This window comes from Rubrobacter taiwanensis (assembly GCF_004337705.1).
Lineage (GTDB): Bacteria > Actinomycetota > Rubrobacteria > Rubrobacterales > Rubrobacteraceae > Rubrobacter_C > Rubrobacter_C taiwanensis.
Window position 1 is genome coordinate 42,176 of record NZ_SKBU01000007.1, and the last position, 24,202, is coordinate 66,377.

The window sequence follows — 24,202 nt, forward strand, 5'->3', positions numbered from 1 at the left end:
CTCTAGCGGTCCTGCAGCACGTCGCAGGCGATCAGCTCCTCCCGGTATTCCTGCAGCCCGTTGTGGGCGAGCCTCAGCACCTCCAGAACCCGCCAGTCGGTTATGGAGTAGTAGGCGTGACGCCCCTCGCGCCGCGCCTGGACGAAGCCGCACTGTGCCAGAGATCGCAGGTGATCCGAGACGCGCGGCTGCGGCGCTCCCACCTGCTCGACCAGATCGCCCACGCGCATCTCGCCCTCGCGCGCGAGCAGCAGCAGGATGGAGAGCCGGGTCGCGTTTGCGAAACCGTCGAAGAGCCGGGCCAGAATCCGCACCTCTCTGCTGGTCCGGCCGACGGGTATGTCATCCAGCGGCAGCTTCATCTTCTCCTGCATTCCGGCGCTCCTCTCGCAGTACGCCCGATCCCAGACGGTATGAATCTTCTATTACAGATATACTACCCGAACTGTACCGGGATAGGCACGTGTTCCGTTCGCGGCCGGTCCCCTGCCGTATGATTTAATCTCCCTCCGGGAAGCCAGAGAAGGAGCCGAAGCGTGACCTACGATTTCTCCCGGTACCTCAAGATCCGGTCCGCCTACGGAGCGTCCTGGTCGCCGGACGGCCGCCGGGTGGCCTTCCTGACGGACATCACCGGCGTTCCTCAGGTGTGGGAGGTGGCCGCGGCCGGCGGCTGGCCGGACCAGCTGACCTTCTACGACGAGCCGGTGGCCGGGGTCGAGTACTCGCCGGTGGACGACCGGCTCGTCTTCAGCATGGACGCCGGCGGGAACGAGCGGATGCAGATCTTCCTGCTGGAGGACGGGGAGGTTCGAGATCTCACCCGGAGGCCGGACGCCATCCACTACTTCGGCGGCTGGTCGCCTGACGGGAGCCGGATCGCCTTCACGGCTACCCGGCGCAACGGCACGGACTTCGACGTGTACGTGCAGGACGTTACCGCCGATCCCGAGCCGGTGTGGGAGGTCTCCGGGTACCATACCGTCGCCGGCTGGTCGCCGGACGGGAGCTTCCTCATCGTCTCCCGCCACTCCTCCAATCTGGACAACGATCTCTACCGCCTGGACCTCTCCACCGGCGAGGCCGCGCACCTCACTCCGCACGAGGGTGACGCCCGCTTCCACGCGGTTAACGTGACGCCAGACGGGAAGCACGCCTACCTGGCCACCGACCGGGACGGGGACTTCCTGCGCCTGGCGCGTCTGGACCTGGAGTCGCTGGAGATCGAGTACCTCACCCCGGACGAGTGGGACGTGGAGAGCGTGAGGCTCTCGCGGGACGGCGGATACCTGCTCGCCGCCCGCAACGTGGAGGGCTACTCGGACCCCATGCTATTCAGCGGCAGAGGCCGGCGGCTTCCCGATCCGGCGGTGCCCGGGGGTGTGCTCTCCGGTTTTGAGTACTCGCCGGACGGCCGGCGTCTCGCCTTCACGCTCAACGGCCCGGACCGCAATCCGGACGTGTGGCTGGTGGACCTCCCGGACGGCGAACCGGCGCGCCTCACGCGCTCGGCGACGGCGGGCATCCCGCGGCATACCTTCCGGCGGCCCGAGCTCGTGCGCTACCCGACCTTCGACGGGCGTGAGATCCCGGCCCTCTTCTACACCCCGGAGAACGGCCGGAACGCTCCCGTGGTGGTGAACGTGCACGGCGGCCCGGAGGCTCAGGCCCGGCCGCTCTTCGCGCCGGTCACGCAGTACCTCCTGCACCGCGGCTACGCCGTCTTCGCGCCCAACGTGCGCGGCTCCACCGGCTACGGCAAGGCCTACACGCATCTCGACGACGTCTACCTGCGGATGGACTCGGTAAGGGATCTGGCACACTGTGCTTACTGGCTCCGCGGGCAGGGGTACGAGCGCATCGCCGTCATGGGCGGATCCTACGGTGGGTTCATGGTGCTCGCCGCGCTCACCGAGTATCCGGAGCTCTGGACCGCCGGAGTGGACATCGTGGGCATCGCCAACATGGTCACCTTCCTGCAGAACACCGGCAGCTACCGCCGGAAGCTGCGCGAGGCCGAGTACGGCTCCCTGGAGCGCGATCGGGAGTTTCTAAAGTCCATCAGCCCGATCCACAAAGCTCACAAGATAAGGGCCCCGCTCATGGTCATCCACGGCAAGAACGATCCCCGCGTCCCGGTGGGGGAGGCGGAGCAGATCGTGGAGCGGGTGCGGAAGAACGGCGGCGTGGTCGAGTACCTCCTCTACGAGGACGAGGGGCACGGTCTGGCCAAGCTCAAGAACCGCCTGGACGCCTACCCGAAGATAGTCTCGTTCCTGGACCGGTATCTGGCCGGCGGGTTTTGACTGCCCCCGGAGGCGTGATAGATTAGGAGCCGAGAAGGTGCGGAAGATCCCGGGTGGGTGAGACATCTTGACCGGCGACCGACTGAAGGAGATCGGCCTCTTCGAATCGCTCGGCGACGAGGGGCGCGCGGAGTTCGCGGCCGCCTCGGAGGAGGTCCGTTTCAGCCCCGGAGAGGCTATCATAGAAGAGGGCACCGAGCCGGACTCCATGTACGTGCTGCTCTCCGGGAGGGCCGAGGTGTACAGGCGCGTCCGGGGCGGTGTGGAGGAGCGGCTGGCCGCCATAGACGCGGACGACGGCGGCGCCGTCGTCGGAGAGCGCGGTCTCCTGAGACCGAGCCCGGCCTCGGCCACGGTGCGGGCGGTGGATGCGGTGGAGGCGGTGAGGATCCCGCGGCAAGTCTTCCGCCGCATGATCGAGGCCGGTCACCCGGCGGCGTACGAGCTCGCCTACCGGATCTCGCGCACGCTGGCCCGCCGGCTCGTTCAGCTCGACGAGGAGGCCGCACGCGCCATCCGCCGGCTGGAAGACCGGCCGCAGGACGCCGAGCTGGAGGTCTTCAGGGACCGGCTCATAACCGAGTGGTCCGTCTAGGAGGAGTGGCATGAGCGCTGCCCGCACGCTGGAAGAGACGGGGCTCTTTCCCTCCCTTACCCCGGAGGAGCGCGCCGAGCTGGAGGCGCGCTTCGAACCGGTCCGCTTCCGCGCCGGGGAAGAGATCTTCTACGAGGCCGGCCCCGAGGAGCACCTCTACGTGGTGGTCTCCGGCACGGTCGAGGTCCTAAAGAGTGTCTCCGGCCTCCGCCGCCAAAGGCTCGCCGTGATGGAGGCTCCGACCCTGATCGGGGAGATGGGGCTGCTGACCGAGCCGCGGGCCGCCGCGAGCGTCCTCGCCCGCACGCCGGTGGAGGCCCGGCGCATCGCACACGCGGAGTTTCTGCGGCTGCTGGAGGGCGGCTCGACCGCCGCCTACAAAGTCGTCTACCGCATCGGCGAGCTTCTCGCCGAGCGCATGGCCCGCACCAACGAGAAGCTCTCGGCTGTGATCTCCGACCTTGACGAGGCCCGTCTCACGCGGGACGCTGGCGTCTTCCGTGACCGCCTCGCCGACGAGTGGTTCTGAGATGGTGAGCTCCGCGGAGGTGCGGCTGGGAGACCTGAGGGTGGTGCCGCTCGGCGTCGGCACCTGGGCCTGGGGCACGAAGCGCCTCTGGGGCTATGGCGGGGACTACGACGAGCGCGATCTGGAGGCGGCCTTCCGGACGAGCCTGGAGGCCGGGATCACGCTCTTCGATACGGCCGAGATCTACGGCAGCGGGGCCTCCGAGCGCATCCTGGGGCGCCTGATCCGGAAGAGCGGTGAGGAGGTGGTAGTCGCCACGAAGTTCGCTCCGCTGCCCTACCGCTTGGGGGCCCGGTCGCTGCTGAAGGCCGTCCAAGGGAGCCGGGAACGCCTCGGCATCGAGACCGTAGACCTCTACCAGGTGCACTTCCCCAGCCCCCTGCTCAGCATAGAGCGGCTGATGGATGCGCTCGCCGAAGCCGTCAAGCGGGGCTGGGTGCGCAACGTGGGGGTGAGTAACTACGGCGCCGGCCAGATGTTCCGGGCCGCCCGCCGACTGGAGCGTCACGGCATTCCGCTCGCCTCCAATCAGGTGCACTACAGCCTGCTGCACCGCGCCCCGGAGCGCAACGGCGTGCTGGACGCCTGCCGCGAGCTCGGCGCGGTCCTCATCGCCTACAGTCCGCTCGCCCAGGGGCTGCTAACCGGCAAGTACCGCCCGGGCGTCAGGGCCGCCGGGGGTCTGCGGCGGCTAGACCGCCGTTTCCGGCGGAAAGGGCTGGAGCGCATCCGGCCGGTGGTGGATCTGCTGCGCCGTGTGGGGGAGGCGCACGGCGGCAGAACGCCCGCGCAGGTCGCGCTCAACTGGCTGGCGATGCGGGACGGGGTCCTGCCCATCCCGGGGGCCAAGAACGAGCGTCAGGCGCGCGAGAACGCGGGCGCGCTCGGCTGGCGGATGAGCGAGGATGAGTTCCACCGCCTGGAACGCGCCACGCGCGCCCTGTGAGGAGCGTGGCTATCCCCTCAGGCGCCGGTCGTACTCCTCGAGGAGGCTCTCGCGGTTCTTGGTCTGAACTTCGTAAGCCCTCAGGGTCGAGATCTCGGCCGGGGAGAGGCCCTCGAGGCGGCCCTTGATCTCCTCCACGTTCAGCTCGTCGTAGTTCCTGATCGGCAGAACCGAGCTCGTCACCGCCCGCACGCCCTCCTGGTAGAGGGCGAACGGGGCGCTCAGCAAGTCCATATACGCCTTCACCGATTCCCGGGCCAGGTTCTGGAACGCCTCCATCTGCTCCCGGGGAGCCTCTACCAGCAGGGACCGGGTGGCCTCGGCCTGGTCCCTCAGGGTCGCGACCACGGTCTCGATCCAGTCCTGGGCCAGCTTCGTGTTGCGCTCCTGGGCCTCGTTGGCGTTCTCCACCACAGTCCGGTAGGCGTTCAGGCTCTCGGTCAGCGCCCGGGTGGTCTCCTCCTGCCGCTTGATCGCCTCCTCGACCACCTTCACGTAAGACTCCATGCTGCGCGTCAGCGCCCGGTTCGTCTCCGCCTGAGCCTTGAAGGACTCGATCACGTTCTCTACCCAGCTCTGGGCCAGCTTCGTGTTGCGCTCCTGGGCCGCAAGCGCGAGGTTCACGAACTCCTGCGCCGCCTCCGAGCTCATGCCGGCCATCCTTCGGGCCGCTTCGGTCATCCTCTCCGCGCTGCGCTCGTCCATGCTCTCTCCTTTCCCGCAGCCGATCTGCACTTAAGAATCTACCCACATGTCCGCGGGAAAAACAAGCTGCGGGTCCGCTAAGAGGGCCGGTAACGCTCGATGATCTCGGGCTTGATCCTCTTAAGCTCGCTCTCCGGGAAGTCCGCCAGAAGCTCCCAGGAGAGATCCAGCGTCTCCTCGATGGAGCGCCGCCGCGCCCCCTGACCCACGAGCCGCTCCTCGAACCTGTCCGCGAAGGCCAGATAGCGGCGGTCGTCATCCGAGAGCGCCCCCTCCCCGACGATGGAGACCAGCCGCCGCAGCTCCTTGCCGCGCGAGAGGGAGGCGTAGAGCTGGTCTGCCACGGCCCGGTGGTCTTCGCGCGTCTTGCCCTCGCCGATCCCCTCGTTCATCAGGCGGGAGAGGGAGGGGAGCACGTCGATCGGCGGGTAGATGCCGCGCCGGTCCAGCTCCCTGGACAGCACGATCTGGCCCTCAGTTATGTAGCCGGTTAGATCCGGGATGGGGTGGGTCACGTCGTCGTCGGGCATCGAGAGGATCATAAGCTGCGTCACCGATCCCGGCCGGCCCCTCACCCGCCCGGCCCGCTCGAAGAGGGAGGCCAGATCGGTGTACATGTAGCCCGGGTAGCCGCGCCTTCCCGGGATCTCGCGCCGTGCCGCCGACACCTCGCGCAGGGCTTCGCAGTAGTTGGTCACGTCGGCCAGGATCACGAGCACGTGCCGCCCCTCCTCCCAGGCGAGGTGCTCGGCGACCGTGAGCGCGGCGCGCGGGGTGAGCAGACGCTCGATGGTGGGGTCATCTGCGAGGTTGAGGAAGAGAACCGAGCGCTCCAGCGCGGCGCTGCCGGCGAAGCGGCGCCGGAAGAAGGCCGCCTCGCGCTGGGTGACGCCGATGGCGGCGAAGACCACGACGAAGCCCTCGTCGTCGCCGGGTACCCGGGCTCCCTCGGCGATCTGAGCCGCGAGCTCCATCGCCGGCAGCCCGAATCCGGAGAAGATGGGCAGCTTCTGGCCGCGCACGAGGGTGTTCAACCCGTCTATGGCCGAAACCCCCGTCTCTATGAAGTCCTCCGGATGGGCGCGGGCGTACGGGTTGAGGGGTTCGCCGTTGACGTCCCGGTAGTCGTCGGGGCTCAGGGGCGGGCCGCCGTCTATGGGATCGCCCGACCCGTCCAGAATGCGCCCGAGGAGGTTCTGGCCCACGGCCATCTTCGCGACCTCCCCGCGGGGCCTGACACTGGTGCCGGGCCGGTTGAGGCCCTGGGTGCCACCCAGAACCTGCACAACCATCCTGTCATCTTCGACCTCCAGGACCTGTCCCCGGCGCGTCTCCCCGGCCGGGGTGACGACGTCCACGAGCTCGTCGTAGCCCACCTCCCCGACGCGCTCGGCCACCAGCAGCGGTCCCGAGATGTAGGAGACCGTCCAGTACTCGACGGCGAAGAGCCCGTCCGCCGTTGTGATGCGGCCGTTCATTGCAGCTCACCTACCTCTTCTCGTATGCGTTCGGCCAAGGGGCCGGCCCTCTGCTCCACCTCCTCGTCCGTCCAGTAGCGCATGCGCGAGATCTCAGAGAGAGATGAGACCGAAGAGGCCGCCTCGGCCGACACCCCGCGCTCCACGGCCTCGGACATGGCCTCGTGAGCGGCCCGGATCACACCGAGCATCGCATGCTGCTTGGGCAGGGAGCAGTACGCGTCCACCTCATCGAAGGCGTTCTGCTGCAGGAAGTCCTCGCGCAGCAGCCGCCCGGTCGCGAGCACCACCCTCTGGGGCGGGGCCAGCGAGTCCGCGCCCAGGAGCTGCACGATGTCCAGAAGCGAGCTCTCCTCCTGCAGGAGGCTGCGTGCCCAGGCGCGCTGTTCGGACCAGCTCTCCCGCACCTCCCGGTTGAACCACCCGTCCAGATCGTAGAGGGTGTAGCTGGTGTTCCAGTTGATGGCCGGGAAGTGGCGGCTGCGTGCCAGCGAGGTGTCCAGCGCCCAGAACGTCCCGGCCAGCCTGAGGCTGTGCTGGGTGATCGGCTCGGAGAAGTCCCCGCCGGGCGGCGAGACGGCGCCCACGACCGTGACCGAGCCCGTCTCCTGCTCCCGCCCCAGGCACGCCACCGAACCGGCGCGCTCGTAGAACTCGGCCAGGCGGGTCGAGAGGTAGGCCGGGTAGCCTTCTTCTGCGGGCATCTCCTCCAGGCGGCCCGAGACCTCGCGCAACGCCTCGCCCCAGCGGCTGGTGGAGTCGGCCATCAGCGCCACGTCGTAGCCCTGATCCCGGAAATACTCGGCGAGCGTGATGCCGGTGTAGATCGAGGCCTCGCGCGCGGCCACCGGCATGTTGGAGGTGTTGGCGATCAGGACGGTGCGCTGCATCAGCGGCGAACCGGTCTTGGGGTCGGTGAGCTCCGGGAACTCCTCCAGAACCTCGGTCAGCTCGTTGCCGCGTTCGCCGCAGCCGACGTAGATGACGACGTCCGCGTGTGCCCACTTGGCCAGCGACTGCTCCAGCACCGTCTTGCCGGTCCCGAATCCGCCCGGGATGGTTGCAGAACCCCCGCGCGCCACCGGAAAGAGCGTGTCCACGGCGCGCTGGCCGGTCACCAGCGGGACCTCCGGGTCGAGCTTGCGGGCCGCCGGGCGCGGCTCGCGCACCGGCCAGCGCTGCAGCATCGCGACCGGCTCGCCCTCCACCCATACCACCGGGTCCTCCACCCGCACGGAGCCCTCGTTTACCTCCGTTACGGTCCCCGAGACGCCGGTCGGTGCGAGCACCTTGTGGGTCAGGGCGTCGGTCTCCTGCACGGTGCCGAGCAGCGCGCCGGGCTCTACCTCGTCGCCGGGGGAGACGGCGGGGACGAACTCCCAGAGGCGCTCGCGGTCGAGGGCGGGGACCGAGGCCCCGCGCCCGATGGCGGGGTTGCCGTAGGGGTCGCCGTTCCGGGCGGCCAGCGCCGGCAGGGGGCGCTGGATGCCGTCGTAGATGTTGCCCAAAAGACCCGGCCCCAGCTCGACCTGCAGCGGGGCGCCCGTATCGCGGGCCGGCTCCCCGACCCTGAGGCCCGAGGTGCTCTCGTAGACCTGAATCACGGCGCGCCCGCCGTCGAGCCGGATCACCTCCCCGGGAAGCTCCTCCTCCCCGACGAGCACGACATTGTACAGGCGCGCGTCCTCCAGCCCCGTGGCGACCACCACCGGACCGGCGACGCGCCGGATCATGCCGGCGTTCGTCTCGCCTCTGGCCGGAGCCTCGCCGGCCCTTACTTCCGTCACTGCTCAGCACCTCCTTCGAAGGTTATCTCGTAGCCCACGGCCTGCCAGAGCATCCGGGCGAGCCGCCGCTTGCGCTCTCTTCCGGCCTCCGCGCCCTCTCCGGCCGGGAGCGGCACGACGAGCGGTTCGGTCGTCTCGTCGAGCCTGCGAAGCAGCTTGCGGTCGAGGCGCGCGTGGTACGGTTCGTGCACGGCTATGACGCCGCGCTCGCCGCGTTCGTCCACCAGCTCCCGCAGCTTTGCGGCGGTCTCCTCCGGGGAGCTCACCGCAACGGTCGAGGCCCCGGCGAGCCGGTAGCCGAGGGCGAGGTCCGGGGTCGTGAGCACCACGAGCCTCATTCCGCTCCTGCCTCACCGCTCTCGGGGAGGATCATGCGCTTCCGGACCCTCTCGGGAGAGAGGTTGCGGGCCGCACCCTCCGCCAGAAGGCGCAGGTTATGCGCCTCGATCTGCTTGGCCGCGGCGTACGCCACGGGCAGATCTATCCCGAGCTGATCGCCCCGGAGGAACAGGGCGGTGGCATCCCGCAGCCGGCGGGTCTCCAGCTCGTGCTGCAGCCCGGCCAGGTTCTGATCCTGCCCCCAGCGCTCCAGCGGCTCTTGCCATGCGCCCGGACCGGCCTCGGCGAGCGCGGCGGCCACTCCCGCGGCGTCGGGCCGCCGGATGGCCTCGTCGAGCGACTCGGGCCGGACGGCCCCGCCCGGCAGGTAGACCTCGAGGTCGCCCGGCTGCGGCAGCCGCTCTATCTCGCCGCGGGCAAGGGCCTCGCGCAGCCGCAGCGCGGTGAGCAGGTTGCGCTCCGCTATCTCCCGGCCGAAGAGGCGTTGCAGAGCCTCGCTCCCGGGTCTCAGGCTCTCCAGAGCGTCCGAGGTCCGGCGGGCCCAGCCCGCAGTGACCCGGTGCTCCAGTGCGGCGAAGTCCTCGGTGCGCTCATACTCGGGCCAGGCGCGCCGCAGGGTGCGTGCCGTGTCCCAGTCGGGCAGCTGCCAGCGGACGAGCAGCTGAACCGCTGCGGCCAGCTCGCTCTGGCGGGCTACCTCGCGCACCAGCGCGTCGTTCAGGCTCCCCATCGGGAAGACGTATGCCGGCGTCTCCTCGGGGTCCGACCGCGTGGCGACCCCGCGCAGGAGCGTGAGAGCGTTGTGCAGGTCCCAGCGGGAGAGCAGCAGGTCCACAAGCTCCCGCGCGCTCCCGTCGTAGAAGGAGCGCATCTCCTCTAGTGCCCGGGCGAAGTGACGGCGCACGGCTTCGTGCACCCGCCGCGCGCCGCGCTGCCGGGTGATCGCAGCCTCCACCTCCGGACCGTAGGGGGTGGAGGCGAGCGCCCCCAGAATGCCGTCCACGTCCTTGCCGAGCAGCGCTTCGTAATCTGAACGGTGCAGAAGCCCGGCCTTGCGCACCCGCAGGCGCGTGTTGCCGTAGGTGAAGTCTGCGCCCGAGGATAGCAGCCTCAATGCCCCTCCCCGGTGATCTCCGCGAGCCGGCGGGCGTACCAGAGCCTGAGGCGGGGTTCGGCATTGGCCAGGCGCTCCTCGAAGGTGTTGCGCACCACGCGGCCGTCGCCGCTCTCCAGCACCGGTCCGCCGAGCGTCTCCTCGTGCGAGGTCTCGACGGCAAGTTCCGCGCCGGTCTCCCGCGCCAGCTCGGTGGCCAGGGCCTCATCGCGCGGGTCCACGCGCAGCACCCGGGCCTCCGGGAGGGCAGCGAGGCCCTCCCGGAGCAGGGTGCGGAACGCGGTGCGGTAGGCTGGCGTGCCGCGCAGGGCGGCGAGGCGGGAGCGCACCTCCTCCAGGAGCCGCTCCAGTGCCTCTTCGCGCGAGCCGTGCACGATGCGTGACGCCTCCAGACGGGCGCCGGCGACGCGGCGCTCGGCCTCGGCCCGGGCCTCGGCCTCGCGCGGCGGCAGCACCTCCTCCCGCACCGCCCGGGCTCTCTCGCGAGCCCGGGCGAGAATCTCCTCGGCCTCGGCCCGGCTCTCGGCTTCGAGGTGTTCGTTCTCCCGTCTCGCTTCGGCCTCGATGGAGGCCAGCAGGTTCTCCAGCGGGCTCAAGGTCGCCCTCCTACAGGAGGAGGATGACCATGGCCGCCACGGCGAAACCCAGGATCACCAGGGTCTCGGGGATGGCGATGAGCAGGATCGCCCGTCCCGTGAGCTCCGGCTTCTCCGCGATGGCGCCCATCGCCGCGGCTCCGATGCGGCTCTGGGCCAGACCCGTGGCGATGGCCGAGAGGCCGATGGCTATGCCGGCCCCTATGGCGATAAGTCCGACTTCCACTGCTTCACTCCTTTCCTTCGCTCGTTGACCTTACGGACTCCGGAGACCCGGCCAGGCGCGCCCCGAAGGGCGTGAACGGCCGGCCGCCTCCGGCGTAGAACTTGGTGAAGAACTCCACGTAGTGGAGCCGCAGAGACTGGACCATGGGGCTGAAGGCGGCGAGCGCCAGGTTGAGCGCGTGGAAGAACGCCGCTACCACGACCCCGATCCAGAGCGGCGCCACGAAGGCAAACTCGTTGGCCACGATGGCGAGGTAGGCCGAGGCGAACCCCACGGCCGCGAGCCGCAGGTACGAGAGCACGTTGCCCACGGCTCCGATCAGCTCCAGCGGCCCGGTCATCAGGCCCAGCTTCCCTTGCGACACCATAACGATGACCAGCCCCACGATCACCACCGCCACCGCCGGGGTGATGGCGCCGTCGGGCACCAGGCCGGCCGCGAGGCCTGCCAGGGCGAGCAGACCGGCTATCACCACCAGGGTCCCGGCCCTCTCCAGCAGCTCACCGCGGTGGCGCTCCTGCCAGCTCTGCCAGATCCCCAGGAGCAGCCCGAGCACAACGTGCGTGACCCCCACGGCTATGCCGAAGATCAGGACCGGTGTCAGAGCCTCGGGCCGGTAGGTCCACAGCGACCAGTCGTAGCCGAGCAGCCGGCGGGCCAGATTGCCGAGGGCCTCCCCGTAGATGAACCCGAAGATTATCGACCACACCGAGCCTACTATCAGTACCGAGGCCAGATCCCTGAGGGTCCCCGGCTCCGTAAACCGCCGCTTCATCCAGAGCGCGATCCCGAGCAGCACCAGTCCGTAGACCACGTCCCCGACGATGACCCCGAACATGAAGGGTAAAAAGAGCGCCATGAGCCCGGTGGGATCGAGCGTCCCGGGCCTGGGCAGATCCAGCAGGCGCACCAGCGACTCGAAGGGACGGGCAACGGCCGGGTTGCGCATCAGAACGGGCGTCTTCTCGTCCCGGGGGTCGGCGGGCAGCTCCTCGACGACGACCTCGGGCCCCACGTTCTCTTCGAGAGTACTGCGCAGGGAGCCGAGCCGGTGCGCGGGCACCCACCCGGCGATGACGAACGCCCGGCGCGTGCCTCCGGCGCGCTCCACCGCCTCCAGTTGCTCCAGCTCGGCCCGCAGCTCGGAGAGCAGCACGCTCCACTCCCGCTTGTAGGGTCTGAGCAGAGCGCGCAGCTCCTCCCTGGTCGCGGAGATCTCGCCCGGGATCTCGTCCAACCGTTTCCGCATCGCGAGGACCGTGCCGTGCAGCGAGAGGTGTTCGTACTCCTCGGGGAGCCTGGTGGGCCGGATCTGCTCCTCGCCGAGCAGCTCGCGCACCGCCGCGGCATCGTCGTGGTGGAAGACCAGCACGCATCCTATAGCGCCCTCTTCGATGGTCTCGTGGGCCAGCTCGAAGCGGCCGTCCAGCCGGGCGTCCAGCTCCCGCCGCAGCGCCTCCACAACGCCCTCATCCTCGGTGTTCAGGACGAGCGCGACCGTGTCGAGGCGCAGCAGGTCTGGGTTGCGGTCCTCCAGCCGGGCGAGCTCGGGCATCAGCGGGAGTAGGTGCTCCAGCGGCCTGAGATAGCGCGGGAGGATGACCTGCTCGTTTCTGAGGTCGTCCAGACGCCGGGTGAGCTTCTCGACCCGCGGCGAGATCTCCTCCAACTGTTTCCGGATCTCGTCCGTATCCACCCAGCCGGGGACCCGATCCGTGCGGTCCTCGTGCCCGTTTCCCATCAGGCCCAGCAGGGCTTCCAGCTCGGCGATCAGGACCCGCAGCTCGTCCGCCCGCCGGCCGTGCTTCTCGTCCCCGGCCAGCGGCTCGACCTCGAACTCCTCGTCGCTGCGCACGTCCGCGAGCTGCACCAGCTCCATCCGGTGCAGCTCTTCCAGCGTGCTCTCGAGTTCCCGCTGAGGCCCGATAATGCGGACCTTCGCCATCGGGACGAGCACGCTCTAGCTCACCTCTTCCGGAAGCAGGGCTTCGAGCACCTCCGCAGCCGCCGCATCCCGGTCTTTCTCCGCGAGCGCGAGTATCCTTTCGGCCTCCTTCCGGGCCCGACGCAGCAGGCGCCCGGCCTCAGCGTCGGCCGCACTCAGCAGCTCGGACCTTCGTGCCTCCGCCTCTTGCAGCGCCTCCTCCTGCGCCTTGCTCACGATGCGCCCGGCCTCCTCCCGGGCCGCTTCGAGACGCTCTCGCGCCGCCTCTCTCGCGTCCCGCTGCTTCTCCAGCTTCTCCTCCAACCGGCGGACGGCCTCAAGCGCGGCCTCCTCGCCACCCCGGCCGTTCTGCTCGACACGCTGGCGGATGTCTCCCAGGGTCGTCTCCTTCACCTCCGTCAGGACCTCCCTTCAGAGCCGGACTTCATCCTCATCAGGCGCACGCGATCCTCCAGCTCGCGCTCATCCAGAACCATCTGTATGTAGTCGCGCTCCGCCTCCAGACGGGGGATCACGACGTGATCCAGAGCATTGACCCGCCGGGTGGTGCGCTCTATCTCCTCGGCCAGCCGCCGCAGCGATAGCTCGACGGCCACCACGTCCAGAAAACCTTCGAGCGCCGACTCGAAGGCCTCCGCCGCTTCGTCTATGCCGGGGGTGGTGGAGGCCAGACTGTAGCCACGTCCGAAGCGTGGGCGCCCGACCGGGTCGTGCTCAAGCTCTAAAACCGGTACCCCGGCCACGCTTCTGGAGGTCAACCGCACCCCCACCTCCCCGCCGGCGGCTAGCGCGGCCGAACCCACGGCTTCGGGGCCGTCGAGGGCCATCGCCTCCCCGAGAGCCCCGCGGGCGTCGGCAGCCTGTTGCTCCAGAGACTCCAGCGCGTCGAGCGCCCGGGCGCTCAGCCGCTCGAACTCCTTCATCAGGGCGGTGCGCTTCTCCTTGAGCAGGTCCCGCCCCTGCGCGGCGAGAGAGATCCTGTTCCGCCGCGCCAGCAGCTCACTGCGGGTGGCACTGACGTTCTGCATAACCTCCTATCCGCTGTGTGCGGCAGCACGAAAACGGCGGCCGTCACGGTCGCTACACTTCAGAAAATGGCCGGCAGATGCATCGTGCCGGAGAGAATGCATGCCTTGTGACCGGACGGCATGCAGAGATAAACTCTCCGGCTACCCTGCGCAGACTGCCGAAGCTCTTACTCCCTGTCTGACTCTGCCCGCGACTAGTCGTCGTCCACCAACAGATTGCTATCATCCGGCGGATGCAGCGTCAACGTGGAGAGCGAACCGCCTTACAATTCTCCTACAGGGAGCCGGAGAATAGCTGCAAAAGTGTCTATCACCGGGCGGAGCATCGAGCCGCCCCATCTGATAACCTAAAAAACCAGGGTATCCTGCCGGCGGAAGAGGAGATTGCGGGAGATGAGTGGGACTCCGGAGGGCAAGCTGCTGTGGGAGCCGTCCAGGGAGCAGGTGGAGCGCTCCGAGATCGCCCGCTACATGCGGTGGCTACGCGAGGAGCGCGGGGTGGAAGCCAGAAGCTACGAGGAGCTCTGGCGCTGGTCGGTGGGTGAGGTCGAGGACTTCTGGGCCTCCGTCTGGGATTACTGCGGGGTCAGCGAGTACGCGCCCTACGGGCGGGTGCTGGCGGAGCGCCGGATGCCGGGGGCCCGCTGGTTCGAGGGGACTAGGCTGAACTACGCCCGCCGGATCTTCGAGAACTACCGGGGGGAGGCTCCGGCGCTCATCTACGCTTCGGAGCGGCGCGGGCTCTCGGAGGTTTCCTGGAGCGAGCTCAAAGAGAAGACGGCCGCGCTCGCCGCTGCGCTACGCGGGATGGGAGTGAGGCCGGGTGACCGCGTTGCCGCCTACGTTCCCAACTCGCCCGAGGCCATCGTTGCGTTTCTGGCCTGCGCGAGCGTCGGGGCGGTGTGGTCGAGCTGCTCGCCGGACTTCGGGACCCGCGGTGTGGCGGACCGCTTCGAGCAGATCGAACCAAAAGTCCTCTTCGCCGTGGACGGCTACGTCTACGGCGGCAGGCCCTACGACCGGCTTTCCACCGTCGCGCAGCTGCAGCGGGAGATGCCCTCGCTGGAGCGGACGGTTCTCATCCCGTACCTCTCGGACACCCCCGATACCGGTGTGCTGCGGGATGCGTTTCTCTGGGATGATCTGCTGACCGGCGCCGGCGGGGAGCTGGAGTTCGAGCCGGTCCCGTTCGACCATCCGCTCTGGATTCTCTACTCCTCCGGCACCACGGGGCTTCCCAAGGCCATCGTGCAGGGTCACGGGGGCATCATGCTGGAGCACCTGAAGCTGCTCCGGCTGCACCACGACCTGGGCCCCGACGACCGCCTCTTCTGGTTCACCACCACCGGCTGGATGATGTGGAACGTGGTGGTGAGCGGTCTTCTGACCGGGGCCGCGAGCGTGCTCTACGACGGCAGCCCCGGATACCCGGACATGAACGTGCTCTGGAGGTTCGCACAGGAGGCCGGCATCACGCTCTTCGGCACCAGCGCCGGGTATATCGGGGCGTGCGCGAAGGCCGGGGTGGAACCGGGCCGCGATCACGACCTGAGCCGCCTGCGGAGCATCGGCTCCACCGGCTCCCCGCTGCCCCCCGAAGGCTTCGCCTGGGTCTACGAACACGTCAAGCAGGACCTCTGGCTGGCCTCCGTGAGCGGCGGCACCGACCTCTGCACGGCCTTCGTGGGCGGATGTCCGCTGCTGCCCGTGCACGCCGGGGAGCTGCAGTGCCGGTGCCTGGGGGCGAAGGTAGAGGCTTTCAGCGAACGGGGAGAGCCCCTCACGGACGAGGTGGGAGAGCTGGTGATAACCGAGCCGATGCCCTCCATGCCCCTCTACTTCTGGAACGACCCCGGAGGGGAGCGCTACCGGGAGAGCTACTTCGACACTTTCCCGGGCGTCTGGCGGCACGGGGACTGGATCAAGATAAAGCCCCGGGGAAGCTGCGTGATCTACGGGCGCAGCGACTCGACGATCAACCGCGGCGGCGTCCGGATGGGAACGAGCGAGATCTACGCCGCCGTCGAGAGCCTGCCCGAGATCGCCGACAGCCTCGTCGTGGATACCGAAGCTCTGGGTGGCAGATCCTACATGCCGCTCTTCGTCGTCCTCAACGAGGGCGAGGAGCTGACCGAGGAGCTGAAGCAGCGCATAAAATCCCGCATCCGGCAGGACATCTCCCCGCGCCACGTGCCGGACGAGATCTTCGCCGTGCAGGAGATCCCGCGCACCCTCAACGGCAAGAAACTGGAGGTGCCGGTCAAGAAGATCCTGATGGGCTCCCCCCCGGAGAGATCCCTCAACCCGGGATCCGTCGCCAACCCCAAAGCCGTGGAGTTCTTCGTCAGGCTGGCCCGAAAGCTGCAGAAGGAGGAGGTGTAGGCTTCTATTCTCGCGCTATGGTAGTGATGAAAGAGAGAACCCGTACCGTACCGCGCAAAAAGACCTCCCGGAAGGTCACCCAGGAACCACCCTATAAGGTCATCCTGCACAACGACGACTACAACACCATGGAGCACGTCGTGGAGACGCTGCGGAAGGTCATCGCAGGGATGACGCTCAAACGGGCGACCGAGGTCATGTGGGAAGCCCACACCAGAGGACAGGCGGTCGCCGCCAAATGCCACAAAGAACTCGCCGAACTCTACCGCGAACGGCTGGGCGAGGAAGGCCTGACCGCCACCATAGAACCCGACTGAACCGGAGAACCCCCGCAGAATCGCATACATAGCCGAACCCGCCACGGCGGGTTTTCTCCCCACCGCACCGAGAACGCTTGACACAGTATTTAAGTCTTTATATAGTGAAGTCAATATGTAAATACATTACGGAGGAGTTAGATGACTGAAGCTCTGGCCGGGGTAAGGCTCGACTACAGCAGTCCTGTACCGCTGTATCATCAGGCGGCCAGGGTGCTGGAGGAGGCCATTGAGGAGGGGCGGCTGGCGCGGGGCAGCAAGCTGCCCAGTGAGTTAGATCTTGCGGAGCAGTTAGGGATCAGCCGGCCCACGATGCGGGCGGCCATAAAGCAGCTGGTCGACAAGGGGCTACTCGTGAGGCGGCGGGGCATCGGGACCATGGTTGCGCCGAAGCCGGTGCGGCGGGTGGTTGCTTTGACCAGTCTGTATGACGATTTGAAGGAGGCGGGTAGAGAGCCGAGGACGCGGGTACTGCGGTTCGAGGAGGCGGCTTGTCCGCCGGAGATCGCGGAGCAGTTGGGGGTAGAGCCGGGCGTCTCCGTGCTGAGCTTCGACCGGCTGCGCGTCGCGAACTCCGGCGACTACTATCCGATCGCGCTCATGCACAACGTCGTGCCGGCGGGGCTGTTGGAGATCGGGAGTGCGGATCTGGAGCGGACCGGCCTCTACGAGCTCTTCCGCGAGAGCGGCATCACGCCGCACGTCGCGACCCAGCGGATCGGTGCCCGGAAGGCCGGGGATGAGGAGGCGGAGCTTTTGGAGATCGAGCCCGGAGATCCCGTACTGACCATGATCCGGGTGGCCTACGACACCGAGGGTCGTCCCATAGAGTACGGGTCGCACCGCTACCCGGCGGAGTCCTACTGGTTCGAGATGATGCTGATGGAGCTGTGATTCCGGCGATTTGCGGCAGGCGGCGAGGAAGGGGGAGGGCATGAGCGAAGACGGGCAACGGGCGCCGGACCTCGTGTGCATCGGGCGCACCTGCGTGGACCTCTACGCCGAGCAGGAGGGGGCGCCCCTCGAGGACGTTCAGTCCTTCCGCAAGTACGTCGGCGGCAGCGCGACGAACATCGCCATCGGTACGGCGCGGCTGGGGGTGCGGAGCGCGATGCTCACCCGCGTGGGAGCGGAGCAGATGGGCCGCTACGTGCGCCGGACCCTCTCGGAGAACGGTGTGGACACAAGCCGCGTCAGGTTAGATCCGGAGCGTCTCACGCCCTACGTCCTTCTCGCGGTCCGGGAGTCGGAGGGCTTCCCCAGGATCTTCGCGTATGGTGCCGCCGCCGACATGGCTCTGGGGGAGGAGGATGTGGACCTAGCCTTCATAGCCTCATCGAAGGCTCTGCTCGTCACGGGGACGCCCCTCTCGCGGCCCGGCCCCAGGGCGGCCACGTTCAAGGCTATACGGGCGGCGAGGGAGGCGGGGACGAGCGTCGTCTTCGATCTGGACTACCGGCCCGTCTTCTGGGGTGTGGCCTCGCACGAGCGGGGCGGCGAGATGTTCGTGGAGAGCGAGAAGGTCACGGAGAGCTACCGGGCCGCGTTGCCGGACTGCGACCTCGTCGTGGGCACCGAGGAGGAGGTCCGGATCGCCGGCGGCTCGGCGGATACGCTGGAGGCCCTCCGGAGCATTCGCAAGGAAAGCGGTGCTGTCATCGTGCTCAAGGTCGGCGCGATGGGGGCCGTGGTCTTCCCGGAAGAGATCCCGGAGAGCGTCGAAGACGGCGTGCGGGTTCCGGGCTTCCCGGTCGAAGTCTTCAACTCCGTCGGCGCGGGCGACGCCTTCATGAGCGGTTTCCTCTCCGGCTGGCTGCGCGGGGAGCCTCTGGAGGAGTGCCTCAGGCTCGGGAACGCTTGCGGGGCCATCGTGGTCTCCCGGCACGGCTGTTCTCCGGCTATGCCCACCCGGGAGGAGCTGGAGTACTTCCTGAACCTGGAAGAGAAGCCGCGCCGCCTGCGGGAGGACGGCTGGCTCAGCCATCTGCACCGTGTCACGACCCGCAAGAGCCCCGGCGAGCTGCGCGTGCTCGCCATAGACCATCGCTGGCAGCTCGAGGAGGCGGCCGACGAGCTCGGGGCCGGCCGCGGGCGCCTGCGCGACCTGAAGGTGCTGCTCGGGCGGGCCTTCCGGCGCGTGGCCGAGGACGATGAGGCAGCGGGCGTGTTGCTGGACGATATCTACGGAGATAGGGCGCTCGAGGAGCTCACCGGGAGCGGGTTCTGGATCGCCCGTGCCGTCGAGGTGGCCAGGAGCCGGCCCGTAGAGTTCGTCGGGGGGCCGAACGTCGCAGCCACGCTGAGGCGCTGGCCGCAGGAGCACGTTGTCAAGTGCAACCTCTACATGCACCCGCAGGACGATCCGGAGATCAGGCCGCTGCAGGAGCAGCGGGTCATCCAGCTCTACGACGCCTGCGTCCAGAACGACCGGCGGCTGCTGCTGGAGGTTCAAGCCCCGCAGGGTATGCAATACGACAAGACTAGCGTAGCGGGACTGCTCGCCCGGTTCTACGAGCTCGGGGTGCGCCCCGACTGGTGGAAGCTGCCGCCGAACCCTGATCCGGAGGTGTGGCGCGGGATCGGGGACGTGGTGCGCAGGCACGATCCGTACTGCGCGGGCTTGCTGGTTCTGGGGCAGGGGCTCGAGGAAGAGAGACTGGTCCGGAGCTTCGCTGCGGCCTCATCCGAGCCGCTGTGCAGGGGGTTTGCCATCGGGCGCTCGATCTACGGGGAGGCCGCGCGCCGGTGGCTGGCCGGTGAGATAGGCGACGGTGAGCTCGTCTCCTCCGTGGCCGAAGGCTACGGGCGCATGAACGAGCTCTGGCGAAGGAGGAGCGAAGGCGGGATACGGGAAGGTGCAGCGGGATGACGAAGGATGTGCGCGTAGGGTTGGTAGGTCTGGGGAGGATGGGCCGCTTTCACGCGGCAAACCTCGCAGGCCGCATTCCCGGGGCCCATCTGGTGAGGATCGTGGACGCAAACGAGAAGGTCGCCCGGGAGAACTCCGAGCGGCTGGGTGGGGTTGACTGGTCCACCGAATATGGGGATCTGCTGGAAGATGACCGGATCGAAGCGGTCATCGTGGCGAGCCCGACACCGCTGCACGCCGATATGGCCGAGGCGGCCGCAAGAGCGGGCAAGCACGTCTTCTGCGAGAAGCCCATCTCGCTGGAGCTGAGTCGCACATACGAGGTCATTGAGACGGTGCGTTCCTCCGGCGTGAAGCTGCAAGCCGGCTTCCACCGCCGCTTCGACCCCGACTACCGCACCGCGCGGGAGAAGATCTCCGCGGGCGAGGTAGGCGACATCTACCTCTTCCGCACCTCCCTTAGAGACATGCGCTCGCCTGGCTTTGAGTTCCTGAAGGGCTCCGGAGGGTTCTTCGCCGACGTCACCCTGCATGACTTCGACACCGCCCGCTGGATGATCGGCGAGATCGAAGAGGTCACGGCCTTCGGCGCGGCGCTCTCGGACCCCGGCTTCGAGGAGATCGGGGACATAGACAACGCCGTCGTCGTTTTGCGCTTCGCCACGGGCGCTTTGGGGGTCATAGACAACAGCCGCGTGGCGGGCTACGGCTACGAGTGCTCCAGCGAGATCATGGGCTCCAGGGCCACCCTCAGGATCGGCAACCACCGGCGCGTGGCGGTGCAGACGCTCACCCCCGACCGGGTGTGCCAGGACTACGTCTCCGACTTCGTCGAGCGTTTCGCCGGGGCCTACAGGAGCGAGATTGAGCACTTCATCCGCGTGGTGCGTGAGGATCTGGAACCCGAGGTTGGCGGGGCCGATGACGCGGCCGCTCTTGCCCTCTCGCAAGCGGCCGCGCGCTCCTACCGGGAAGGCAGAACGGTGCGGCCGGAGAGCGGGATCAAGGACGGTGCCGTATTCTACGAGGTGCGGAAGTGAGCTCTCATCCGGATGTAATCTCGGTCGGTATCATAGGGGCGGGTAGCATGGGTGCCCGGCACGCTGCGACCCTGAGCACCTGCGTTCCGGGGGTGAGGGTGGCGGGCGTTATGGATCTGGACCGCTCGCGCGCGGAGAGGCTGTCTGCCGGCTGCGGTGCAGGTGTGATGGTCTTCGAGGACGGGCGTGAGCTGATCCGGCACGGCGGCATAGACGCCGTCGTGATAACCACGCCGGACGAGACCCATGCCGGGTTGGTTATAGAGTGCCTGGAGGCCGGAAAACCCGTCTTCTGTGAGAAGCCACTGGCCACCACCGTCGAGGAGGCTCGCCGGATCCTAGACGCCGAGGCGGCACTCGGCAGGAGGATGGTGGTGGTAGGCTTCATGAGGCGTTACGACCCTTCGCATCGAGAGGTCAGAGAGGCCATCGACTCCGGAGCCATAGGACGCCCAGTCCTGTTCCGGGGGATCCACCGGAACGCTGCTGCACTTCCGGGCACGACCTCGGAATCGGTGCTCGTCAACTCCGCCGTGCATGATCTCGATACCGCTAGGTGGCTGCTCGGACAAGAGATCGAAGAGGCCTACGTGTCCGGGGTAAGCACCGGGGCGCGTTCGGACGACGGAGTGCTGGACCTGCAGATGATCCAGCTGAGACTGGGCGGCGGTTGCCTCGCCGATATCGAGGTCTATGTGAACGCCGGCTACGGATACGAGGTCGGCCTGGAGGTCGTCGGAGACTCGGGCACGGTAAGCATCGCCCCCTCCGGCTCCTCCATGCTGCGCAGGCAGCGCTGTGTGGGACGCCGTATCGAGGGCGACTGGCTCGAAAGGTTCGACGCCGCATACGTGCTCGAAATGCAGCGGTGGATAGGAGACCTGCACGAGGGGAACTTTACAGGTCCGGACGCCTGGGACGGATATGTCTCGCTCGCGGCGGTCGAATGCTGCATCTCGTCTCTGAACTCGGGATCCCCGCAGAGCCTGACTATCCCAGACCGGCCCGCGCTGTACGAAGGGATCGCGGAGGTCAACAGATGAGCGGAGGAGCGCGCGTCGCCGGCGCCCCGATCTCCTGGGGGGTCATCGAGATACCGGACTGGGGCTACCAGATGCCCGCCGACAGGGTGCTGCGCGAGGCCGCTTCTGTAGGGCTCACGGCGATGGAGGCGGGACCGGCAGGTTTCCTGCCGGAAGATCCGGACGGGGTCAAGGCTAAGCTAGCCGAGTACGGTCTGAGTCTTGTGGGGGGCTTCGTGCCCGCCGTACTGCACGATCCGGGCGTTAGCCTGCAGGGACTCCACCTCGTAGAGCGCCGGGCGAGGTTCTTCGCCGCCGTCGGGGCGGACACGCTGGTGCTCGCGGCGGCGACCGGCGCGGAGAGCTATGAAGAGGTCGTCGAACTGGACGAGGCGGGCTGGAAGGAGCTCTTCGAGAACCTCAAAAGGGCGGAGGAGATCTGCGTCCGCCACGGTCTTACGCTCGCGCTGCACCCCCACTTCGGGACCGTGATCGAGACCGACGATCAGCTCCGGCGCTTTCTGGATAGTTGTGATACGGGCCTTTGTCTGGACACCGGGCACCTCGTGATCGGGGGCAGCGACCCGGTCGAGATCGCAGAGGAGGCCGCCGATCGCGTAAAGCACGTCCATCTGAAAGACGTGGACCGGGAGGTGGCGAAACGGCTCGGCGCCCGGGAGCTCGACTTCAAGGGGGCGTGCCGGGCGGAGGCGTTCCGGCCCCTGGGGGAGGGCGATGTGGACATCGGACGGCTGTTGGATGTGCTCAAGGTTGCGGGATACGGGAGGTGGTACGTACTGGAGCAGGATATGTTGGTCGAGAAAGAGCCGGAGGAGGGGGAGGGTCCGGTCGGCGATGTGTGCATAAGCTTCGGGTTCGTGCAGGAGAGATTAAACGGAGGTGTGAAGGGGTGATCGGAAAGGGAAGATGGCTGCTGGCGGTGCTGGCCGTCGCGCTATTTGCAGTAGCTGGCTGCGGTGCGGACGAGCAGGCCGGCGAGCAGCAGGGCGGCGAAGGTGGTCTGGCGGATCGTGGCGACATCCGCATCGTCATGGTGACGCACGGTCCACCGGCGGACCCGTTCTGGTCGGTGGTCAAGAACGGGGCGGATCAGGCCGCCGCGGATCTGGGCGTCGAGTTCGAGTACCGGTCGCCGGAAGCATTCGACGTGGTGGAGATACAGAGGAACCTTGAGGCGGCCATCGCTTCGGAACCGGACGGGTTGGCCGTTTCGGTCCCGGACCCCGATGCTCTGGGGCCGCTGGTGCAGGAGGCCGTCGAGAAGGGTATCCCCGTGGTCATGCTCAACGCGGGAAGAGAGGACTGGGAGGAGTTCGGCGCTCTTACCTACATCGGCCAGACAGAGTACGAGGCCGGGGTCGCGGCCGGAGAGCGCATGGCCGGGGAGGGCGTGACGAACGCTCTGTGCATCAACCATCAGCAGGGCGTTCAGACTCTGGACCAGAGGTGCAGCGGCTTCGAAGAGGGGCTTGGCGGCACCGTCGAGCAGGTGGCCGTCGACGGCAACGATCCGACGGCCGCGCGCAGCGGAATTCAGACCGCGCTCCGGCAGAACCCGGACGCGAACGGCATGCTGACGCTCGGGCCTGCGGGAGCCAACCCGGCGCTGCAGGCGCTCGAAGGGGCGGACGTCGGCGAGGACTTCGTGTTCGGCACCTTCGACCTGTCGCCGGAGATTCTGCAGGCGGTAGCCGACGGGCAGGTGCTCTTCGCCATAGACCAGCAGCAGTTCCTGCAAGGGTATCTGCCGGTCCTGTATCTGACTCAGTACGTCCAGTACGGCCTCAGGCCCGTGGGCGAGGTGCCCACCGGCCCGGCGTTCGTGACGCAGGAGACCGCGGAAGAGGTCATCGAGCTGAGCAGGCAGGGCATCCGTTAGGCAGTGTGGGGTGGAGGGGCTGCGGCCCCTCCGCCGGGAAAGGAGGTTCGTAAAGATGACGCAGGCTACCGTGAGCGAACGCATTCGAGACGTCGGGTTCCTGCGCAGGCTGCTCACCCGTCCCGAGCTCGCCGCGGTCGCCGGCGCGGTGCTGGTCTTCGTGTTCTTCGCCATCGTCGCGGGGGATAGGGGGTTTCTGACCTTCGGCGGGACGATGAGCTACCTCGTGGTCGCGGCCCAGCTGGGGATAGTCGCCGTTCCGGTCGCGCTCCTGATGATAAACGGGGAGTTCGACCTCTCGGTGGGCTCGATGGTCGGAGCGGCCGGGATCATCATCGCCATAACCGTGACCGAGTTCGGATGGCCGCTGTTTGCGGGAGCGCTGCTGGCGTGCGTGTTCGCGCTGCTCGTGGGGGCGTTCAACGGCTGGGTGGTCATAAAGACGGGGCTGCCGTCGTTCATAGTCACGCTGGCGATGCTCTTCGCCCTGCGGGGGCTGACCATCGGGTTCTCGCGCCTGATCACGGGCCGCACCCAGATAGGAGGGCTTGGCGCCGCCACCGAGGGAGACCCCCTGAGGGTCATATTCGCGGGTGAGATCGCAGGCATCCCAGTTGCCGTCTTCTGGTGGCTGGGGCTGGCGGTGCTCGGGACGTACGTCCTGCAGCGGACGGTGTTCGGGAACTGGATCTTCGGCGTCGGGGGCGACAAGGTCGCCGCGCGCAACGTCGGGGTGCCGGTGAACCGGGTGAAGGTCATACTCTTTATGTGCACCGCCCTCTCTGCCGCGCTTCTGGCGACCATCCAGGTGATGGACGCCGGGTCCGCGGACGTGCTGCGCGGCCAACTCCTGGAGCTTCAGGCCATCGCCGCCTCGGTCATCGGCGGGGTGCTGCTGACCGGCGGCTACGGCTCGGTCGTCGGCGCGGTCTTCGGGGCCCTGATCTTCGGGATGGTCCAGCAGGGCATCTTCTTCACCGGCGTCAACACCGACTGGTTTCTGGTCTTCGTCGGGGCGATGCTGCTCGTCGCCGTGCTGTTCAACAACGTGATCCGCAAGCGCGCGTCTAAGGGGTGA

Annotated in this window: 24 protein-coding genes; 13 read left to right on the plus strand and 11 right to left on the minus strand. The window is 68.0% G+C overall.

The features are described from left to right. Positions 1–2 precede the first annotated feature (2 nt). Entirely contained in the window at positions 3–374 is a 372-nt protein-coding gene (locus E0L93_RS04185) for an ArsR/SmtB family transcription factor (protein ID WP_132688913.1), read from the minus strand. Positions 375–536: 162 nt separating this feature from the next. Between E0L93_RS04185 and E0L93_RS04190 the strand changes: the two genes are divergently transcribed. The 4 genes from E0L93_RS04190 to E0L93_RS04205 all read left to right on the plus strand — a co-directional run bounded on the left by E0L93_RS04190 (position 537) and on the right by E0L93_RS04205 (position 4,376). Continuing rightward, complete coding sequence (locus tag E0L93_RS04190; protein ID WP_132688916.1) at positions 537–2,306, plus strand: S9 family peptidase; 1,770 nt, start codon at positions 537–539, stop codon at positions 2,304–2,306. 67 nt (positions 2,307–2,373) lie between these two features. Beyond that, positions 2,374–2,901 carry a cyclic nucleotide-binding domain-containing protein gene (locus E0L93_RS04195; RefSeq protein ID WP_165874152.1) on the plus strand — a complete coding sequence of 176 codons (528 nt, stop codon included), beginning with the start codon at positions 2,374–2,376 and terminating at the stop codon, positions 2,899–2,901. A gap of 10 nt (positions 2,902–2,911) precedes the next feature. Further along, the gene (locus tag E0L93_RS04200) at positions 2,912–3,430 is read left to right on the plus strand and encodes a cyclic nucleotide-binding domain-containing protein (protein WP_132688921.1); all 519 of its coding nucleotides are present in this window, start codon (positions 2,912–2,914) and stop codon (positions 3,428–3,430) included. Between the two features lies 1 nt (position 3,431). After that, entirely contained in the window at positions 3,432–4,376 is a 945-nt protein-coding gene (locus E0L93_RS04205; protein WP_132688924.1) for an aldo/keto reductase, read from the plus strand. Positions 4,377–4,385: 9 nt separating this feature from the next. Here the strand turns inward: E0L93_RS04205 and E0L93_RS04210 are convergent, their stop codons facing one another. The 10 genes from E0L93_RS04210 to E0L93_RS04255 form a co-directional block, all read right to left on the minus strand. After that, the gene (locus tag E0L93_RS04210) at positions 4,386–5,081 is read right to left on the minus strand and encodes a hypothetical protein (RefSeq protein WP_132688927.1); all 696 of its coding nucleotides are present in this window, start codon (positions 5,079–5,081) and stop codon (positions 4,386–4,388) included. Between the two features lie 77 nt (positions 5,082–5,158). Then, entirely contained in the window at positions 5,159–6,559 is a 1,401-nt protein-coding gene (locus E0L93_RS04215) for a V-type ATP synthase subunit B (protein WP_132688930.1), read from the minus strand. Continuing rightward, the gene (locus tag E0L93_RS04220) at positions 6,556–8,292 is read right to left on the minus strand and encodes a V-type ATP synthase subunit A (protein ID WP_132689022.1); all 1,737 of its coding nucleotides are present in this window, start codon (positions 8,290–8,292) and stop codon (positions 6,556–6,558) included. Before E0L93_RS04220 ends, E0L93_RS04215 begins: the two co-directional genes overlap by 4 nt. A 50-nt stretch (positions 8,293–8,342) precedes the next feature. After that, positions 8,343–8,684 carry a V-type ATP synthase subunit F gene (locus tag E0L93_RS04225; protein ID WP_132688933.1) on the minus strand — a complete coding sequence of 114 codons (342 nt, stop codon included), beginning with the start codon at positions 8,682–8,684 and terminating at the stop codon, positions 8,343–8,345. Beyond that, on the minus strand, positions 8,681–9,799 hold the full coding sequence (locus tag E0L93_RS04230) for a V-type ATPase subunit (RefSeq protein ID WP_165874153.1): 1,119 nt from the start codon (positions 9,797–9,799) through the stop codon (positions 8,681–8,683). The genes E0L93_RS04225 and E0L93_RS04230 overlap by 4 nt, the downstream gene beginning before the upstream one ends. Then, positions 9,796–10,395, minus strand: a complete 600-nt coding sequence (locus tag E0L93_RS04235; RefSeq protein ID WP_132688938.1) for a V-type ATP synthase subunit E family protein — start codon at positions 10,393–10,395, stop codon at positions 9,796–9,798. Before E0L93_RS04235 ends, E0L93_RS04230 begins: the two co-directional genes overlap by 4 nt. Positions 10,396–10,405: 10 nt before the next feature. Next, a complete protein-coding gene (locus E0L93_RS04240) occupies positions 10,406–10,621 on the minus strand; it encodes an ATPase (RefSeq protein WP_132688941.1) in 216 nt (71 codons plus the stop codon). A gap of 4 nt (positions 10,622–10,625) precedes the next feature. After that, on the minus strand, positions 10,626–12,578 hold the full coding sequence (locus E0L93_RS04245) for a V-type ATP synthase subunit I (RefSeq protein WP_132688944.1): 1,953 nt from the start codon (positions 12,576–12,578) through the stop codon (positions 10,626–10,628). 3 nt (positions 12,579–12,581) lie between these two features. Beyond that, positions 12,582–12,959: a hypothetical protein gene (locus E0L93_RS04250; RefSeq protein WP_132688947.1), complete on the minus strand. Its 378-nt coding sequence runs from the start codon at positions 12,957–12,959 to the stop codon at positions 12,582–12,584. 5 nt (positions 12,960–12,964) lie between these two features. Further along, complete coding sequence (locus E0L93_RS04255) at positions 12,965–13,594, minus strand: V-type ATP synthase subunit D (RefSeq protein ID WP_132688950.1); 630 nt, start codon at positions 13,592–13,594, stop codon at positions 12,965–12,967. A gap of 393 nt (positions 13,595–13,987) precedes the next feature. On the opposite strand from E0L93_RS04255, the gene E0L93_RS04260 reads away from it, so the two are divergent. The 9 genes from E0L93_RS04260 (at position 13,988) to E0L93_RS04300 (ending at position 24,202) form a co-directional block, all read left to right on the plus strand. Then, complete coding sequence (locus E0L93_RS04260; RefSeq protein WP_132688953.1) at positions 13,988–15,976, plus strand: acetoacetate--CoA ligase; 1,989 nt, start codon at positions 13,988–13,990, stop codon at positions 15,974–15,976. 26 nt (positions 15,977–16,002) lie between these two features. After that, positions 16,003–16,293, plus strand: a complete 291-nt coding sequence (locus tag E0L93_RS04265) for an ATP-dependent Clp protease adaptor ClpS (RefSeq protein ID WP_132688955.1) — start codon at positions 16,003–16,005, stop codon at positions 16,291–16,293. 141 nt (positions 16,294–16,434) lie between these two features. Continuing rightward, positions 16,435–17,187 carry a GntR family transcriptional regulator gene (locus E0L93_RS04270; RefSeq protein WP_132688958.1) on the plus strand — a complete coding sequence of 251 codons (753 nt, stop codon included), beginning with the start codon at positions 16,435–16,437 and terminating at the stop codon, positions 17,185–17,187. 40 nt (positions 17,188–17,227) lie between these two features. Continuing rightward, a complete protein-coding gene (locus tag E0L93_RS04275) occupies positions 17,228–19,162 on the plus strand; it encodes a bifunctional 5-dehydro-2-deoxygluconokinase/5-dehydro-2-deoxyphosphogluconate aldolase (RefSeq protein WP_132688961.1) in 1,935 nt (644 codons plus the stop codon). Continuing rightward, positions 19,159–20,202 carry an inositol 2-dehydrogenase gene (iolG, locus tag E0L93_RS04280; protein ID WP_132688964.1) on the plus strand — a complete coding sequence of 348 codons (1,044 nt, stop codon included), beginning with the start codon at positions 19,159–19,161 and terminating at the stop codon, positions 20,200–20,202. Before E0L93_RS04275 ends, iolG begins: the two co-directional genes overlap by 4 nt. Continuing rightward, positions 20,199–21,245 (plus strand): Gfo/Idh/MocA family oxidoreductase, encoded by a 1,047-nt coding sequence (locus tag E0L93_RS04285; protein WP_279387443.1) that lies wholly within the window; start codon positions 20,199–20,201, stop codon positions 21,243–21,245. The genes iolG and E0L93_RS04285 overlap by 4 nt, the downstream gene beginning before the upstream one ends. Next, a complete protein-coding gene (locus E0L93_RS04290) occupies positions 21,242–22,138 on the plus strand; it encodes a TIM barrel protein (RefSeq protein ID WP_132688970.1) in 897 nt (298 codons plus the stop codon). The genes E0L93_RS04285 and E0L93_RS04290 overlap by 4 nt, the downstream gene beginning before the upstream one ends. Further along, the gene (locus tag E0L93_RS04295; protein ID WP_243638102.1) at positions 22,135–23,124 is read left to right on the plus strand and encodes a sugar ABC transporter substrate-binding protein; all 990 of its coding nucleotides are present in this window, start codon (positions 22,135–22,137) and stop codon (positions 23,122–23,124) included. Before E0L93_RS04290 ends, E0L93_RS04295 begins: the two co-directional genes overlap by 4 nt. Before the next feature lie 55 nt (positions 23,125–23,179). Further along, positions 23,180–24,202: an ABC transporter permease gene (locus E0L93_RS04300; protein ID WP_132688973.1), complete on the plus strand. Its 1,023-nt coding sequence runs from the start codon at positions 23,180–23,182 to the stop codon at positions 24,200–24,202.

What these genes read in the sequence shown, in the direction of transcription:
- E0L93_RS04185 (WP_132688913.1), bottom strand. Translation starts at nt 374, where the DNA reads ATGCAGGAGAAGATGAAGCTGCCGCTGGATGACATACCCGTCGGCCGG.
- E0L93_RS04200 (WP_132688921.1), top strand. Translation starts at nt 2,912, where the DNA reads ATGAGCGCTGCCCGCACGCTGGAAGAGACGGGGCTCTTTCCCTCCCTT.
- E0L93_RS04205 (WP_132688924.1), top strand. Translation starts at nt 3,432, where the DNA reads ATGGTGAGCTCCGCGGAGGTGCGGCTGGGAGACCTGAGGGTGGTGCCG.
- E0L93_RS04210 (WP_132688927.1), bottom strand. Translation starts at nt 5,081, where the DNA reads ATGGACGAGCGCAGCGCGGAGAGGATGACCGAAGCGGCCCGAAGGATG.
- E0L93_RS04215 (WP_132688930.1), bottom strand. Translation starts at nt 6,559, where the DNA reads ATGAACGGCCGCATCACAACGGCGGACGGGCTCTTCGCCGTCGAGTAC.
- E0L93_RS04220 (WP_132689022.1), bottom strand. Translation starts at nt 8,292, where the DNA reads ATGATCCGGCGCGTCGCCGGTCCGGTGGTGGTCGCCACGGGGCTGGAG.
- E0L93_RS04225 (WP_132688933.1), bottom strand. Translation starts at nt 8,684, where the DNA reads ATGAGGCTCGTGGTGCTCACGACCCCGGACCTCGCCCTCGGCTACCGG.
- E0L93_RS04255 (WP_132688950.1), bottom strand. Translation starts at nt 13,594, where the DNA reads ATGCAGAACGTCAGTGCCACCCGCAGTGAGCTGCTGGCGCGGCGGAAC.
- E0L93_RS04260 (WP_132688953.1), top strand. Translation starts at nt 13,988, where the DNA reads ATGAGTGGGACTCCGGAGGGCAAGCTGCTGTGGGAGCCGTCCAGGGAG.
- E0L93_RS04265 (WP_132688955.1), top strand. Translation starts at nt 16,003, where the DNA reads ATGAAAGAGAGAACCCGTACCGTACCGCGCAAAAAGACCTCCCGGAAG.
- E0L93_RS04270 (WP_132688958.1), top strand. Translation starts at nt 16,435, where the DNA reads ATGACTGAAGCTCTGGCCGGGGTAAGGCTCGACTACAGCAGTCCTGTA.
- E0L93_RS04275 (WP_132688961.1), top strand. Translation starts at nt 17,228, where the DNA reads ATGAGCGAAGACGGGCAACGGGCGCCGGACCTCGTGTGCATCGGGCGC.
- iolG (WP_132688964.1), top strand. Translation starts at nt 19,159, where the DNA reads ATGACGAAGGATGTGCGCGTAGGGTTGGTAGGTCTGGGGAGGATGGGC.
- E0L93_RS04290 (WP_132688970.1), top strand. Translation starts at nt 21,242, where the DNA reads ATGAGCGGAGGAGCGCGCGTCGCCGGCGCCCCGATCTCCTGGGGGGTC.
- E0L93_RS04300 (WP_132688973.1), top strand. Translation starts at nt 23,180, where the DNA reads ATGACGCAGGCTACCGTGAGCGAACGCATTCGAGACGTCGGGTTCCTG.